We start from the raw sequence: 16,101 nt of genomic DNA on the forward strand, positions 1-16,101 counted from the left end.
TAATATTCATTAGAATTACAGGAGGTGGATAAATGAGTATTTTAAAAAATTATTTACGTTACGTTCTAGCGCTCCCTTTTTTGTTTGTTTTGTATATGTTTTTTAGTGGTGCTAATACACCTTATGTAAATGAGCAAGATATGTACAGGGCTAGTGATACATACGTAGTTAATCTTACGTATGTTGACGAAGAGAATGATAGAATTTATTTTGACTTGATAGATTATAATAAAAAATTATTTAATGGTCGTAGGTTTATATTGATTACAGATTCATCTGGACCAAAAGAATTCGATTTTTATACCATAAATGGTGAACTTGTTCTCATTGAAAATGATAGACTAGACCTTATCCTAAAAGTGAGAGGGATAGATTGATTGTGGGGGCTGTCTACTAATTTTGTAGATGGCTCTTTCATTATCTCCTCACCAGCGTATAATAAAAATAGGTTACCAGATTCTAACTTTTTAAATATGAACTTATTTTGGATTATATTTCTTGTAGCTATTGTTTTGATTTCTTTCTTACGGGAGGTGAAGCAGTATGAGCGAGGGGTAGTACTTACCATGGGGCGTTATACAAGCTTGCGTAAGCCGGGTTGGAGTATTATCGTGCCGGTATTTCAAAAAATGTACAAAGTAGACCTGCGAGTAAAGGCGGTTGATGTGCCGGACCAAAAGGTGATTACTAAAGATAATGTATCGGCCAGTATCAATGCGGTGATTTACTATCGGGTGTCTGATGCGGCTATGGCGATACTGGAAGTAGAGGATTTTCGTTATGCGGTGTCACAGTTGGCACAGACTACGATGCGAAATGTGGTTGGTGGTGCGGAGCTTGATGAGGTTTTATCACAGCGGGAAAAATTATCGACTCAAATTCAAAATATTGTTGATGAAGAAACTAATCAATGGGGAATTAAGGTAGATAACGTTGAACTAAAAGACTTTTTCTTACCAGAAGATATGGAGCGAACTATTGCCAAGCAAGCCGAAGCAGAAAGGGAACGACGATCAGTGATTATCAAGGCAGAAGGAGAGGTGGTAGCGGCGGAGAATATCCAAAAAGCCGCTAGGATACTTTCTAGTGCTCCAGGCGCTTTGCATCTAAGAACTCTTCAAACTCTAAATGACCTATCGTCAGATCAGTCTAATACGGTGGTATTTGCTACACCAATTGAGGTACTAAGAGCCTTTGAGGGAACGAAAGAATGGCTACAGGCCAGTGTGGCGGAGAAGACTAAGGATAACTAGAATAAGTTAGGAGTGACAAAATGTCTTATTAGATTTAATATTTTTTAGATATGAACAAACATCTAATTCAGGGAGACCCGCGCTCAACCAAACATACTGATATTCAGCAAACGCCACACAGAGTCGCGCCGCGTCTTAAAGAGGTGGTAAAAAATAAGGGGACAAAAGAAGGGAAAAAAGAGGCGAAATAATAATAGAAAACTTATAAAAAGTAATATTGTTATTATGAAAATATTTCGAACATGGAGGTTTTTATGGTGGGAGGTGAGTTTGATCAAGATCTGTCTTATTTCACTAGGGATTTTGATTGGTGTGTATTTTTATGATTACTTAGTTGGTACTGAGTGGTTGTGGTGGATATTATTTGTATTAACAGCTATTTATTTTGTAGTCAGGTTTTTTAGGGACGAAGAGGAGACTTGATTTTGCTATGGATGATACCAAAATACCCGAAAAGTCTGGTTACGGAGTAGATGTGGCACTTAGGCGGGCGGATGACTTGGATCGGAAAATGATTGGTCATGTGCTTAAAAAAGATGATTCAAAAGTGCTTGATCTTGGGTCTGGAGCCGGTGGACAGTCGGTACGGCTTTGTCTCGCAGGTGCTTCTGTAACGGCGGTTGATATAGATGATTACAGTGATGAATTTCTTAAGTTAAGGGAGGAAAACAATTTGTTCTTAGATCAGTTAAAGTTTATTCAAGGCGACATTAGAAATTTAAAGGAAATACTAAAAGGCGAGAAGTTTGATGATTGTTGTCTGCAGCGAACGATTCATTATTTGTCGTATCAAGAGGCAGAAAAGTTTTTAAAGGAATTGAGAGGAATGGTTAGTGATCGTTTGTATATTTCTGTGACCGGCTTAGGCACTGCGATTGGTGAAAAGTATCCAGATAGAAAAAAGTCTGTTTCCGAACGCTTTGCCAAATTACCTGATGAAGAGGCGGAAATTTTTAGTGTGCAAGCGCCGGTTTGTTTATATACAGAAAAAGAATTTATAGAGTTGTTGCAAAGTTCCGGCTGGCAAATTTTGGAATCTTCGGTGTCGCAGTTTGGTAATATCAAAGCGGTGTGCTTTTAATTATTACAATTTTTAGTAAATAAAGTAACCGAGGAACGACCTTTCTGTTGTCGCTCGGGCTCCTCTTTAAGGTCGCACCTTCGTTATTTTAATGTATAATTAAAATATATGGGCTTAATTAGTTTGTTATTAGCAGCTGTTTTGGTTGTTTTTGGCGTGGTTTATATCTTTGATGATAGTGGTAGCACTGCTAGTAAGAATGTTTTAGAAGAAAGAGTAAATACTGAACAGACAGTTGATGATATGGTGAAGCAAGTGGTTCCAGATTATATATCGGAGCAGTCATCTGCTAAAGCCGGTAACAGAACTCTTGACTTGAGTAACCAAGGTCTAGCTAAGGTGTCGATAGATATTTTTTCTAAAACCGAACTCACTACCCTCAACCTCTCGCATAATAATCTAAGTGGAGCTCTACCAGCTGAGGTTAGGCATTTACAAAATTTGCAAGTTTTAGATTTGAGTGACAATAACTTTACCGGGGTACCAGCAGAAATTGGTCAGCTAACTAATCTTGAGTTGCTTGATCTTTCAAATAATCCTATTACCGGCTTACCATACGAATTAGGAAACTTAAGTAACCTAAAAACTTTGAATTTAAGTGGTACAAATTACTCCAAGCAAGATTTAGAAATTATAGTTGAAAAACTACCAGTGGATGTGAAAATCATTACTAATTAGCATCGGTGAAAGGTGCGGGTTTGACCCAGACGTATTTTTGTTGCAATATAGAGATACGAAACACAGAATGTGGTGGCGGTATGGTTAGACACACGGTTTTTCTGATTTCTAAGCAGTGTATCGTATAATTAAATTATAGTTATGCCTAATTTTCAAAATTTTACATCAAAGGCCAAGGAGGCAATTCGAAAAGCGCACGAGTTGGCGATTGAACGTGGGCAAAATCATGTTAGTCCGATTCATTTACTGACTGCTTTGTCGATGCAGGATGAAAGCATGGTTATTTCAATTTTAGATCGTCTGGATATTGATGTAATTGCTTTTACAGATATGCTTTTGGAGGCTATAGAAGTGGAGGAAATGCAATCTACTATTTCTCCTTCTTATCAGCTTTATCTAACACCAGAGCTGGCTAAAGCGCTTGAGTACACTGTTCGTATCTCTGAGCAAATGGGAGATTCATACATTGGAGTTGAGCATTTGTTTATTGCAATATTGGAGTACCCTGGACCGGCAGTTGAGCTACTCCGGAGAGCGGGAATTGATAAAGAGAAAGTGTTACGCACAGTGAAAGAGATTCGTGAACATAATGTTACTGACGCGCAAACACCTAAGAAGTATCGAGCTTTAACCAAATACTCCAGAAATCTAACTAAGTTGGCTCAAGAAAACAAACTCGATCCAGTAATCGGTCGCGATGTCGAGGTGCAGCGGGTAATCCAGATACTCTCTCGTCGCACCAAGAATAATCCGGTTCTGATCGGAGAAGCTGGAGTGGGAAAGACTGCGATAGCTGAAGGTCTGGCCCAGCAGATAGTGCTTGGTTATGTGCCAGAATCAGTTAAGGATAAAGAGATTCTTTCGCTGGATCTGGGTCTTTTGGTGGCTGGAACAAAATTCCGCGGAGAGTTTGAGGAGCGGCTAAAGGCAGTTATGAAGGAAGTGGAGGCTTCCAGCGGATCCATTATTCTTTTTATTGATGAATTGCATACGATTGTCGGAGCTGGTCAGGCTGATGGATCAATGGATGCTTCCAATATGTTGAAGCCGGCTCTGGCTCGTGGAGAGATTAGGGTCATTGGTGCCACTACTCTCAAGGAGTACCAAAAGCATATTGAAAAGGATCCAGCTTTGACACGTCGTTTTCAGCCGGTCTTTGTAAATGAACCGACACCGGAGGATGCGGTAGCAATTTTACGTGGTTTGTCTGAGAAGTACGAGTTATTCCATGGTGTGCGTATCACCGATGACGCTATTGTGTCAGCGGTTGATTTATCTTCACGTTATATTACTGATCGTTTTCTACCAGATAAGGCGGTGGATTTGATTGACGAGGCGGCTTCGGCACTGAGAATCTCTCTGGAAAATAAGCCGGATGAGTTAGTGGTAGCTGATCGTCAGGTGCGTCGATTGGAAATCGAGCGTGAGGCGCTGCGTAAGGAGGTAGAGATATCTGAAAACAAGAAGAAGATAAAAGATCGCATCAAGGAGATAGAAAAGGAAATTGGTGAACTGAAAGAGAAGACTTCAGCCATGGAAACTAAGTGGAACAATGAAAAATCAGCCCTGGGCGAAATCAGTAAGTTAAAGAAGGAACTCGAAGAGCTCCGAATAGAAGCCGAGACCGCGGAGGCAATGGCTGATTTGACTAGAGCGGCTGAGATTCGCTACGACTCTATACCGAAGGTGCAAAAGTCGCTGGATGACAAGATGAAGCGTCTCAAGAAGTTGCAGCGTAGTCGTCGTTTACTAAAAGAAGAGGTAACAGAAGAAGATATTGCCGGAGTGGTATCACGTTGGACCGGCATACCGGTATCACGCATGCTAGAAGCTGAAGCTAAGAAATTGTCACGTATGGAAGAAGTGTTGCGTACTAAGGTCGTCGGGCAAGATCATGCGGTTAAGCTGGTAGCTGATGCGATTAAACGCTCTCGGGCGGGCATTGCTGACCCGAATCGACCAATTGGCTCATTCCTATTTCTTGGTCCAACCGGAGTAGGTAAGACAGAATTATCACGAGCTTTGGCTGAGTTTATGTTTAATGATCCTGACGCTTTGCTGCGGATCGACATGTCGGAGTTTATGGAGAAGCACGCGGTCTCTAAGATTATTGGTTCACCACCTGGTTACGTGGGACATGAAGAAGGGGGCTCAATTACTGAACGGGTGCGACATCGTCCTTATTCAGTAATTCTGCTTGATGAGGTGGAAAAGGCTCATAAAGAAGTATTTAATATTCTGCTGCAAGTACTGGATAGTGGTCATTTGACTGACGCTAAGGGGCGTAGAGTAAACTTCCGTAATACAGTGATTATCATGACTTCTAACATTGGGGCTGAACATATTGATAGGATGTCTACCTTTGGTTTTGCGACCGATAAGGGAGAAGAGGCACAATATGTGCAAGCCAAAGACAAGGTCATGGACAGTCTTAAGGCTTATTTCCGACCAGAATTTCTCAACCGCTTGGATGAAATTATCGTCTTTGATCTATTATCACCCGAGACCTTGCGTAGTATTGTTTCGATTCAGATTGAGGATGTACAATGCCGCTTAGAAAAGAAGGAAATTATCCTTACCATGACGGATGATGTGCTCGAATATCTGGCCAAAGAGGGGTATGATCCTAAGTTTGGTGCTAGACCGCTAAAACGTCTGATTCAAAGCAAGATACTAACTCCAGTAGCTAATATGATGGTGGGTGAAGGTATGTTGCAGCGTGGATCTGTTAAGGTAACCATGAAAAAGGGCGAGCTTAATTTTGAGGTAAAAAGAAGTGGTCAGCGGGCCAGAAGTAATTCACGTAAAAAAGCTGGCTCGAGTAAACAGAAAGAGACGGTATCTGTGTAGATAATGGTGTGACCACCCATAATAAAAGGCGTTTCCCGTAGGGAAACGCCTTTTATTATGGGTGACTATGACTTGGTACAAACAGAGGCGATGGTAAATAAGTCACTCATGTCTACACCGCGCCTCGTGCTATTTGACTGAAGGTTGATGCTATATTGGTCTCCTGGTTCTATTGGGGCTGAACCTTTTTGTTCGGTGGAGGTTACGTGGTCCTTACTTATATACCAATAATATACACCTTCGGTGGTACGTACAGTATCTAGTCTCAAAACGGTGCTTGGGGTGTTAAGGAGAATGTCTACAGTGCTGCCTTCAAGGTATTCAGGATGCCACTTAACTTCTACAACATCACCATAACAAAATATTTCACCACCCAAAGGATAAATTAAGGATTGCTTGTTTGGAGTGTTTGATTCTTGGTAATCAGGGTACAAGTTTACCTTCATTGGCGGCGGGTTGTATGACGGGTCTATGGTTACTGGTGGCGGTTGATTACTTCCGATTTCTTGAGGAGTAGCAGCAGGAGGATTGGTAGGTTGTATGGGTGTCGTGGTATCAAGAGAATCGTCGGTCTCAGTAATCGTCGGTGTAGGTTCTGGTGTTGTGGCTTGATTTGGTGTCGGGCTTGGTTCTGGTTTGTTTTCACTGTAGGAGGTAGTTGGTTGTATAGGTGTGGCAGGTTCTGGTGAGTCCCGCTTAAGTAAAATATAAACAGATGCAGAAGCGATAATGACAATAAAAAGTACCGCTGCAATCATCATTACAATAACAGCTCTTTTTTTCTCTGGGGCCAAAGGTGCAGCGGGTGGTGTGGGTGGTGGTGGAGCCGGAATCGGCTCATCTTGATCTGGGTTATTTTCTACCCCAACAACCTCTTCTGGTGTAGAGGTTGACTCTTCTTTGGTTTGATTTGTATTCATATAAAAAGTTTATCATAGAGATATATGGTATGGTATATGGGGTGTTGGGTATGCGTAAAAAAACCTGTCAAGGGCGTGTTGGGAGGTTTTCAGTTTGCTTTACAGTCTATTTATCCCAAGCATCTTGTATAAAACAAGTTTTTAGTAGCATATCTATTTCTGGTTCATGCAATTTATTATAGTTTAGTTATCTATAATAACCTGCTTAAATAAAGTTACCTATGTGTAACCTAAAACACTATTATATAAGTCTGACTATTATATTTAGGGGAGAAATAGCATATATACTGAATATTCCAATAGACGATAATAGTTTAAGAAGAAGGAGTATCATTATAGGAGATATAACAAAATACAAGCTGCGTGCAATCTGGGGAGATACAGTTTGTCTATGTTTAGCTAAAAACCACAAATGTGGTGCAATTAGTAATCCTGCTGTATAGTCACCTAATAAACTAATTACGCCAAGCTTTATTAGAACTACGAGTAGTAATAAATATACAGATAAAAAATAATAGTATCGTTTGTTTTGTAAATCTCTTCTAATACCTGTGATAAGCAAAGATAAAATTAAATACAGATCAAATATACTGACTGCTGAATTTATTACTTGCGTTCCACTAAGATATGCAATTACTACTAGCAATAATGCAATAGAAAGATATTTAACCAAAATTTTATGTTCGTGTGACATGAAAGCAATGCTAAACCAATGTTCTTATTTATAGTTATTCTATAATAGCTATAAATAAACAAATAATCCACAATCCACCAATTTAATGTATTGGAATGCGCATGGGGGAAGGATTGATCCTGACAGTCACCAATGTATTTTGTTCCAAGTATTCACAAAATACACAGTGCCGCGATAAAATAATGTCCAAACATTATTTTATCGCCTCGTTCGTGACAAAGTCACATCACTTCGACGCATACATTAGAAAACACTTCAAACAAGGATTTGGTCACTCTCGTGGATATTTTGCTCGCAAGCTCCAAAATATCACACTCCATTGACCTCCACTCGTCGCTACAATTTTTCGTACCTCAAAATTGGCTTCGCAGCGACTCGGTTCAAATCCCTCCCGGCGCTACAAACGACAACAGCCAAAAAGTAACTACTTTTTGGCTGGTCATTTTGTGCGCCGGGAGGGATTTGAACCCCCGTAGGGCGAAGCCCGTCAGATTTACAGTCTGATGCAATTGACCACTCTGCCACCGACGCATATTTATAATTTTGTAAGAACGCTTAGTTTCTACTATGCGTTCGACCTTATTTCCTCCTTTGGTCTTGCTCGTCAAAGCTTCGCAATGACTCACATCGACCAATCTGCTCGCATTCGCTCGCAGACCAGATGAAAAGTGAAACTGTTCACTTTTCATCTGGTCTGCCACCGACGCATATGTATTTGTGTACCGTAAGTATTCTTAGAGACACGTAGGCTATAAATTACCACAACCTGTGCGTTTTTAAAAGGGCTGGCTAATGGTACCATATAAAATAACATGTGGAGAATTCTTTTGGTTGTAGTGTTGATTTCGTTACCAAGTATATCTAGCGCGGCTGGACTGGTGCCTTGTGGCGGTGTTGGTGAGGAGCCTTGTCAATTTTGTCACGTCTCGCAGCTCGTAAATAATGTGACAATCTGGCTCACAGCTGCCCTGACTTCAATTCTTATTCTAGTAATCGTGGTAATGGGTCTACATTTAGTAACTTCAACTGGTGAGGTTGACTCAAAAACCCGCGCCAAAAGATTTATCTCTACCGCTATCGTTGGGTATATCATATTCTTGGCGGCGGCTATGATTGTTGATTTTGCTATGAAGCTAATGGTGGATAACGCAACTTATGGTTTTTGGAACAAAATTCAGTGTATAGAACAGCCGGTGGCACAAGAGGCTAGGTTATCTGCTTCTGGTTATAATGATCATATTATGACCAGTAATGAGATCAAAAATATTCCAATTACCGGACCGGTAGCTTCTATGATCACACAAGCAGCTAACAATAATGACTTAACCGATCCTAAAAAACTTTCCTATTTCCAAGCTATAATTGCTCAGGAATCATCTAACTGCACGAATAAGGTGGGGACGGTGGCTTATGGTTGTGGACAGGTAACGGTTGATACTGCACGTCAGCTGGACCCGTCATTGCGTGGTATGAGCGATGAGCAAATAAAAAATAAATTAATAAATGATAATGCTTATAACCTAAATCTGAGTGCGGCTAATTTTAATCGGTTACTTGGGTTGTATGGTGGTAATTATGACTCTGCTTTGGCGGCTTATAATGGAGGGTATATGGCTAACCAGCCAAGCAGAGACTGTCCTGGTCTAAATCGGTGGGAATGTGTCTGGGACAGTCCGGGTTGTTATGGTACTAATAACACAGACTGTAAGGTAAATGAAGGTTATAAAGAGACCAGAAATTATGTGACAAATATTAACAACGCCGTAAACCTAAAGTAATTAATAAATTATCTATGTCTAAAAAAAACATAATCAGCTCAAGTTTAATTGCCTTGATTTTGGTTGGGTGGATTAGTTCTGTAGAACCTGTGCAGGCGGCCTTTGTCCCTTGCGACGGCGTTGATTGTAGTTTATGTAATCTGGTTGACATGATTAATCTAATAATCCTTTGGTTGTTTGGGATAATCTTCCTTATCTTTGCGGTTATAATGCTGGTGGCTGGGTTCGGCTTAATTACGGCTGGAGGCAATCAAACAGCTCTAGATGAAGCCAAAAAGAAATTCCAGAACGCGGTTATCGGTATCATAATCGTTATGGCGGCTTGGCTCTTGATTGATACCATTATGAAAGGCTTGCTTACCGACGGTGAAATAAGTGGCTACGGCCCATGGACTGATGTGCAGTGTCAGCAGCAGACTGTTCCAATCGAACACGGAGAATTGGGCTACGCTGGAGGTACGCCGCCGGATCCAAATATTACTGCCGAATGTACAGACGATGCAGCTTTGATGGCTAAGTACAAAGGTTCACCGGTTGGTGTAGAAGCCCCAGGGCTTAGGAAAATGATTAATTGTTACAGGGCTGATCAGAATATTGAGAAGGTGTTGGATACAAACCAAATTTTCACTGTTGATAGAACACATGAACGTTGTAGCTTAACCAACGGTAATCCGGTTTGTGGCCCTTGTAGTCACAGCAATAATTCTATGCACTATGGTCGTGGTAGTGGACAGGGAGCACGAGCAGTCGACTTTAACGCCAGAGGAGTTTCTGAGTCAACTCTCTTTGGTTTGATCAGAGAGCGACAAAAGGTGTGTGGTGGTACGTTAAATTACGAGAATAGCCATACACATATTAGTTTGTAGTGGTTCACGTAATTTGTTTAACGTTGCGGTCACAGGTCACTAAGCTTGCTCCAAATATTCGCAATTTACTAAGTATCTTTGATTCGTAAAGCAGTGTCTAAACGCTGTTTTACCAGCTGTCGTATCTGCTTCGCTCGGTGCGACATGCTTCCGGCTCACGCTCCAGCATAAAAGTGATGAAGAGTACTCGGCGGTCACGAGTTACTAATTATTTTATTTCGTTACACTCATAAAATAATAAGTACTCGCGACCCCGGCTCAGCTGTTTTTATTTCTGGAAAGGGAAATAAAAACATGCTTCCGCCTCCCGCTCGAGCACGAAAGTGACGCAGGTCACTTTCTAAAGAAAAAGTACAATGCTGTTGCATTGTACTTTTTCTTTACTCGCGCGGGCCCACGAGGACTCGGTCACTCTCATGGCTATTTGTTTCGTCTATATAACTCACAAATAGCTCATTCGTTCGACCCTGGCTTGTCGGCCCAAAGGGCCCCGACTTCGCCTTTCGGGTCCTCGTGGATCCTCGCTCGCAAAACAAAAGTAACCCTATTCGGGTTACTTTTGTTGCTCGCGGGCCCACGAGGACTCGAACCTCGGCCGCTGGTTTTGGAGACCAGCATTCTACCACTAAACTATAGGCCCTTAAAATGTCTGGGAGACATTCTAAGTTGAGTGAAAAACTTGGTTTGTCATACCTCATTATCACTCTACTTGCATACCTCTATTATGTGTCCGGGATAAAATTTGTTGAGTGAAATACTTAATCTGTTTAATTTAATATAGCACTATACTCACAAATCTCTCTTATGTGTCTGTAAGACATCTAAGCTGAGTGCAACACTCATTTATCTTGCTGTATTAAACAACAAGTGACAGTAATAGTAGGCGAAAGCCGGTGATTGGTCAAGAAATAACCAAGGGTTACCCTTGAGGAGGAGCTTGCGACGGAAAAGGGTAACCCTTGGATATTTCTTTCTAGTTGTCTAGAAGAGTTTTAACTTCCTCTTCAAGTTTATCAACATCAACTGGGAATTTTTTCCAAATTATGTCTGAATCAGCTTTTAGCCAGGTATATTGACGTTTGGCGAATTGTCTTGATTTGATTATGATTAGCTCCTGCATTTCTGTGTAAGTAATCTTATTTTGTAAGTACTCTGTAATATATCTATATTCTAGGCCAAAACTTATTAGTTTGTCTGAAGAGATACCTTGCTCGAGTAAGTTTTCTACTTCGTCCACCATGCCTTTCTTCAGCCGGTTTTCCAGTCTGGTTTTTATTCTTTTTTCCAGATCTGCTTTGTCGATATCAATTCCTAGGATTACCCAGTCATAAGGGGTGGATACGCCTTTGTCCGCACTAGGAACTTTACCCAGAGACTCAATTATCTCCAAAGAGCGAATTAGTCGTCGACGATTGTGTTCGTCTATAGTCTTGGCTCTAACCTCATCCTTTTCCAGTAATTTTGTAAAAAGTTCTTCGTTAGAAAGCTTTTCCAACTCAGCCCTTAAAATAGGGTTTGGCGGTACCGGCGCGGCCGCTTTGCGGCCGCGTAAAAGCTCCAGCCAAAAAAAAGTACCACCAGTCACGATAGGTAATTTATCTCGCTTCAAAATGTTTTCAATAGCCGCTTTCGCGTCACGTGAAAAATCGGCGCCGGTATATGTTTCTTTAGCTAGGTTCGCTATATCCAGTAGGTAGTGAGGCACGTCTCTCATCTCTGGGGTGGTTATTTTACCAGAGCCAATATCCAGACCTCGGTACACTTGTCTAGAGTCAGTAGAAATAACCTCGCCACCAAGGCGAAGTGCAAGTTCCACTGCTAAATCAGACTTGCCCGAAGCGGTTGGTCCAACAATGGCTAGGACTTTTGGTTTGGTCATACAGGGGAGTGTAGCATATTTTTCTATTTATTTTGGTGATAATAAAATTCCCAGACTAAGCTGGGAATTAATAATTGGTGACAGGTCTTATGTTTAACAGTGTCGCTGCTGTTTTTCGACGACACTAATATTTTCTAGTAGAGTACGCCTACTTTCTTTTTCTTGTTTTAAGTACTTACTATGGTGTGGCCAGAAGAGAGCTTTTTTCTGCTCTTCTTCTGGCATTGAAAGAACGTCTTCGTAGTAGGAAATCCATCCTTCCGTTTTTTTGAGGTCACTTTTTAGTTGTTCGAGTGTCTGCTCGTTGTGTTGGCAGTCGGTAGTATATCTGCCAGTTGCGCTACAAGCGGATATTAAAAAAAGTGCTAAAATTAACAAAAGACCAAGACCAAGTTTTTGCATTATTGAAATCTCCTCTAAATGTTGAACTTACTGCTTAAGCAAATCATATAAAAGGCCAATTGTCAATATTAAATTTTATAAGCTTCATGACATAATAGGCACTGTTTTGTTTGGAGGATAAAGTGCTTAGAAAAATACCAGATCTAGTTGATTTATTTGCAGAAAAAGTAAGAGAAAAATTGTCAGACTTTGTAAATACTCGTGTCGGTCAGTGGTTTATGAGTTTACCTCTACTTGGTCCAGTTATTTTTTTACCAGTACAGTGGACTGCTTGGACTACTGAAAATATAGCTGAATTTCAGGATATAACCTGGCCGTTAATGATTGTATCTAATATCTCTGTTTTTATAGGTCTATGCTTCAATGGTGATTGGCGACTTAGATTGAGTTTGATTTTTTGGATACAAACTATGGTCTCCATTACTTTAGCTGGTTGGATAAGAGGTTAGAAGAAACCGCTCATAATGAGCGGTTTTTTATAGTGGGCGTGGAGGGAGTCGAACCCTCAATCCTTGCGGAACACGATTTTGAGTCGTGCGCGTATACCAATTCCGCCACACGCCCATCTGTATCTCAGAGTGTACCAGATTTGCTGAAAAATAAAAGTTATAAACAGTGGCACTTATTACTGTATGGTACAATAGTCAAATAATAGCGAACGCAAGTTCGGAGGTAATTAATTACGGTTTTTAGTATTGTATGGCATTTCAGGGAGATTCAATTTTTTGGGTAGAAGTAGAAAAAATAGTTCCAAATCCGTATCAACCACGGCGCGAGTTTGATGAACAAAAATTGCAGGAGTTAGCTGAATCAGTCCGAATGTACGGGATTTTGCAACCACTTACAGTTACTAGAAACGAGGTTCAGCGTGGAGACGGAACTTTTTATACTGAATATGAGTTGGTAGCAGGAGAGCGACGTTTGCGAGCGAGTAAATTGGCTGGACTGACTCAAGTGCCGGTTATTATTCGTGATGGTGAAAACAACGATCAAGAAAAACTAGAACTAGCTATTATCGAAAACTTGCAGCGTGAAGATCTTAATTCTGTTGATAGGGCTATTGCCTTCAAGCAGCTCGCTGATACTTTTGGACTCTCTCATTCGCAGGTGGCCAAGAAGGTTGGTCGTAGTCGTGAATATGTCTCGAACTCCATTCGTCTTCTTGGCTTGCCTGACTATATGCTGAGCGCTCTTCGTAAAGGGGAACTCACAGAAGGGCACGCCAGAACCCTCTTGATGCTTAATGATAAGCCGGAAGAGCAAGATGTGGTGTTTCGAGAGATTCTACTCAAGAAACTGTCAGTTCGCGAGCTAGAGAAGATTGTTCGTAAAATTGCCACTGATAAAGTGAGAAAAAAAGCCCCAGGTGAATTTGATACTGAACTCATTGAGATGGAGAAAGAGTTTATGGAGACCTTGGGAACCAGGGTGCATATTCAAAAAACTGAGTACGGTGGACAGCTAACTATCGATTATTTTTCGGTTGATGACTTGGAGATGATTTTGAAACGCATGAAAGATGATCATATAAAAATGCAACTTGGGGCGAGTGGGGATATTTCAAAGTTGGAAACACACACGCCACTCACCACGATAAAAGAAGATGAAACCGTGTCATCTAAGGTTGATGAGGAAGAGTTAATGCATCAAGAATTCGATGAGATTGGTTTACATATACATGACGATGAAACTCGTAATAGTGTTTATGTTCACAGAGACCAAAGTCACACTCAAGAAAGTAGTAATACTTCAAATCTATCTGACGATGAAAAACCGGATGTGACCGATGTGCAGCCAGAGCCTGTCTCTGTGTCTGACACTGACACACCAACTTCTGCACCTAAGGTATCGGGCGATCATTATCCTAGGGCTGATTACGGCAATCCAATGCCTCAGTCACCAGAATCGCCGGTGTTATCACCGACTCAAACCGATGTACAGCAACCGAGTCCGGCTTATGCTCCTGTTAAGTCAGCTTCTGAAGCGGTTGGAGTAGAGGTAAATCATAACGAATCTGAATACATCAAACCGACGGTAGAATCTTCTGTTTCGTCTTTTCAGTCAGATCAGAACGTATCCAGTAATCCAACAAAACCGCCAGTAAAGAATACTGACGATAGTGATTTATATTCAATTCGAAACTTCACAGTTTAGTGTCTTAATTTTTCTTCCTCATCCAAAGCTGTTCTAATACGTCGTCTAGCTAGCGAGGTGCGAGCTGAGATTAGCCATTTTTCAGTTGGTTTCGCGGATTTTCTAGTCTCAATCTCTACAATATCGCCGTTTTTTAGTTCAGAATCCAGAGGAATTAGTTTTTTGTTGACTTTGGCTGCAAAGGTTCGTTCACCAATTTCCGAGTGAATGGCATAGGCAAAATCTATCGGGGTAGCACCGACCGGTAAATCAACTACGTCGCCGTTTGGAGTAAAGACAAAAATCCGGTTCGAAAAAAAGTCCCTCTTAATGTCTTCAATAAAGTCAGCGGTAGTTGATTTTTCTTTATCATAAGTTTGACCGATTTGTGATATCCATAGTGGTATTTTGTCTCTATGAGGAGTGCTTCTGATTTGGTAATGGTCTATAGCATCCTGGCTCTTAGAAAATGGTCTAAACAGACTTGGTATAAGACTCATAAAGATTGACGAAGTAGAGGCTTTTTCACCAGTTAAGGTTGGTTCTTTATAGGTTATATGTGAAGCCACGCCAAACTCTGCTTCGTGGTGCATTTTGCGAGTTCGGATCTGGATTTCCATAATCAAACCATTTTGGGAGGTAACGGTAGTGTGGATGGATTGATAGCCGTTTGGTTTTGGAAAAGCAATATAATCCTTCATTCGGCCTGGTAAAGGACGCCACAACTCGTGAATAATACCCAGTGCTCGATAACAATCTTCAACTGTCGGTACGATAACTCGCATAGCTAGAAGATCATAAACACCGTTTATATCCCAGTCTTTACGCTTTAGTTTATGATAAAGACTGTATAAGCCTTTGACCCGGTATGAGGTACTAAAATCTAGAAGCTTAGCGTCCGCCAACTTCTTCTGCAAAACTTTCCTTTCTTTTTCTAGAAGTTCGTTTGATTTACCGGTCTTTGATACTAAGAGTTCTTGAACTTTAGTGTATTCATCTGGGTATACATAAGCAAAGGCCAAGTCCTCTAGCTCCTTGCGAATCTTACCCATACCAAGGCGGTGAGCAACTGGAACATAGATCTCGAGTGTCTCACGAGCGATCCTGGTTTGTTTTTCGGCTGGTACATATTTAAGGGTTTGCATATTGTGGAGTCGGTCCGCCAACTTTATGATTAATACCCTGATGTCTTGGCTGGTAGCTACAAATAGTTTTCGTAAACTCTCGTTGTGGCGGTTTGCTCCGTAATAGCGGACTGAACCAAGTTTGGTGACACCGTCTACCAAAAAAAGTATTTCATCGCCAAATAGATTACTAATATCTTCCGGAGTAGTATTGGTGTCTTCTACTGTATCGTGTAGTAGTCCGGCGGCAATGGTGCGAGCTCCCATGTCCATGTTAGCCAAAATCATACCTACTTCTGCCAAATGGTTCATATATGGTTCTCCCGAGTATCTTTTTTGCTCAGCGTGAACTTTTTCTGCATAGGCAAAAGCATCTTCTACCAATTTAATATCCTCCTCAGAAGGATTTTGCATGCGAGCTACTATGTCTTTTGCGGTCATGG

The 16,101-nt window shown here is 41.0% G+C and carries 16 protein-coding genes and 3 tRNA genes; 11 read left to right on the forward strand and 8 right to left on the reverse strand.

Going from position 1 to position 16,101, the window contains the following annotated elements; genetic code table 11:
* Positions 1–95 precede the first annotated feature (95 nt).
* The 7 genes from H6779_04795 to H6779_04825 all read left to right on the forward strand — a co-directional run bounded on the left by H6779_04795 (position 96) and on the right by H6779_04825 (position 5,862).
* Positions 96–377 (forward strand): hypothetical protein, encoded by a 282-nt coding sequence (locus H6779_04795; GenBank protein ID USN87688.1) that lies wholly within the window; start codon positions 96–98, stop codon positions 375–377.
* Between the two features lie 96 nt (positions 378–473).
* Complete coding sequence (locus H6779_04800) at positions 474–1,253, forward strand: SPFH domain-containing protein (protein ID USN87689.1); 780 nt, start codon at positions 474–476, stop codon at positions 1,251–1,253.
* Between the two features lie 50 nt (positions 1,254–1,303).
* A complete protein-coding gene (locus H6779_04805; protein USN87690.1) occupies positions 1,304–1,444 on the forward strand; it encodes a hypothetical protein in 141 nt (46 codons plus the stop codon).
* A gap of 34 nt (positions 1,445–1,478) precedes the next feature.
* Entirely contained in the window at positions 1,479–1,676 is a 198-nt protein-coding gene (locus H6779_04810) for a hypothetical protein (GenBank protein ID USN87691.1), read from the forward strand.
* Positions 1,677–1,683: 7 nt separating this feature from the next.
* Complete coding sequence (locus H6779_04815) at positions 1,684–2,334, forward strand: class I SAM-dependent methyltransferase (GenBank protein ID USN87692.1); 651 nt, start codon at positions 1,684–1,686, stop codon at positions 2,332–2,334.
* A gap of 108 nt (positions 2,335–2,442) precedes the next feature.
* The gene (locus tag H6779_04820; protein ID USN87693.1) at positions 2,443–3,012 is read left to right on the forward strand and encodes a leucine-rich repeat domain-containing protein; all 570 of its coding nucleotides are present in this window, start codon (positions 2,443–2,445) and stop codon (positions 3,010–3,012) included.
* Positions 3,013–3,153: 141 nt separating this feature from the next.
* A complete protein-coding gene (locus tag H6779_04825) occupies positions 3,154–5,862 on the forward strand; it encodes an AAA family ATPase (protein ID USN87694.1) in 2,709 nt (902 codons plus the stop codon).
* Positions 5,863–5,927: 65 nt separating this feature from the next.
* Here the strand turns inward: H6779_04825 and H6779_04830 are convergent, their stop codons facing one another.
* The 3 genes from H6779_04830 to H6779_04840 form a co-directional block, all read right to left on the reverse strand.
* Positions 5,928–6,782 (reverse strand): hypothetical protein, encoded by an 855-nt coding sequence (locus H6779_04830; GenBank protein USN87695.1) that lies wholly within the window; start codon positions 6,780–6,782, stop codon positions 5,928–5,930.
* A gap of 241 nt (positions 6,783–7,023) precedes the next feature.
* Positions 7,024–7,476, reverse strand: a complete 453-nt coding sequence (locus H6779_04835) for a hypothetical protein (protein USN87696.1) — start codon at positions 7,474–7,476, stop codon at positions 7,024–7,026.
* Between the two features lie 447 nt (positions 7,477–7,923).
* Positions 7,924–8,007 (reverse strand) — tRNA-Tyr (locus tag H6779_04840).
* Between the two features lie 281 nt (positions 8,008–8,288).
* Between H6779_04840 and H6779_04845 the strand changes: the two genes are divergently transcribed.
* Both H6779_04845 and H6779_04850 read left to right on the forward strand, forming a co-directional pair.
* Positions 8,289–9,254, forward strand: a complete 966-nt coding sequence (locus tag H6779_04845) for a lytic transglycosylase domain-containing protein (GenBank protein USN87697.1) — start codon at positions 8,289–8,291, stop codon at positions 9,252–9,254.
* A 14-nt stretch (positions 9,255–9,268) separates the two neighbouring features.
* A complete protein-coding gene (locus H6779_04850) occupies positions 9,269–10,120 on the forward strand; it encodes a hypothetical protein (protein ID USN87698.1) in 852 nt (283 codons plus the stop codon).
* A 569-nt stretch (positions 10,121–10,689) separates the two neighbouring features.
* Here the strand turns inward: H6779_04850 and H6779_04855 are convergent.
* The 3 genes from H6779_04855 to H6779_04865 form a co-directional block, all read right to left on the reverse strand.
* Positions 10,690–10,760 (reverse strand) — tRNA-Trp (locus tag H6779_04855).
* A 333-nt stretch (positions 10,761–11,093) separates the two neighbouring features.
* Positions 11,094–11,999: a tRNA (adenosine(37)-N6)-dimethylallyltransferase MiaA gene (gene miaA, locus H6779_04860; GenBank protein USN87699.1), complete on the reverse strand. Its 906-nt coding sequence runs from the start codon at positions 11,997–11,999 to the stop codon at positions 11,094–11,096.
* A 93-nt stretch (positions 12,000–12,092) separates the two neighbouring features.
* Complete coding sequence (locus H6779_04865) at positions 12,093–12,401, reverse strand: hypothetical protein (GenBank protein ID USN87700.1); 309 nt, start codon at positions 12,399–12,401, stop codon at positions 12,093–12,095.
* 110 nt (positions 12,402–12,511) lie between these two features.
* On the opposite strand from H6779_04865, the gene H6779_04870 reads away from it, so the two are divergent.
* On the forward strand, positions 12,512–12,850 hold the full coding sequence (locus tag H6779_04870; protein ID USN87701.1) for a hypothetical protein: 339 nt from the start codon (positions 12,512–12,514) through the stop codon (positions 12,848–12,850).
* 33 nt (positions 12,851–12,883) lie between these two features.
* Here the strand turns inward: H6779_04870 and H6779_04875 are convergent.
* Positions 12,884–12,965: transfer RNA gene (locus H6779_04875), tRNA-Leu, on the reverse strand.
* A gap of 135 nt (positions 12,966–13,100) precedes the next feature.
* Here H6779_04875 and H6779_04880 point away from each other — a divergent pair.
* Positions 13,101–14,555: a ParB/RepB/Spo0J family partition protein gene (locus H6779_04880; GenBank protein ID USN87702.1), complete on the forward strand. Its 1,455-nt coding sequence runs from the start codon at positions 13,101–13,103 to the stop codon at positions 14,553–14,555.
* On the opposite strand, the gene H6779_04885 is transcribed toward H6779_04880, so the two are convergent.
* Positions 14,552–16,099: a bifunctional (p)ppGpp synthetase/guanosine-3',5'-bis(diphosphate) 3'-pyrophosphohydrolase gene (locus tag H6779_04885; GenBank protein USN87703.1), complete on the reverse strand. Its 1,548-nt coding sequence runs from the start codon at positions 16,097–16,099 to the stop codon at positions 14,552–14,554. The genes H6779_04880 and H6779_04885 overlap by 4 nt on opposite strands.
* Positions 16,100–16,101: the final 2 nt, after the last annotated feature.

It is taken from the genome of Candidatus Nomurabacteria bacterium (assembly GCA_023898525.1).
GTDB lineage: Bacteria > Patescibacteriota > Minisyncoccia > Phycocordibacterales > UBA918 > OLB19.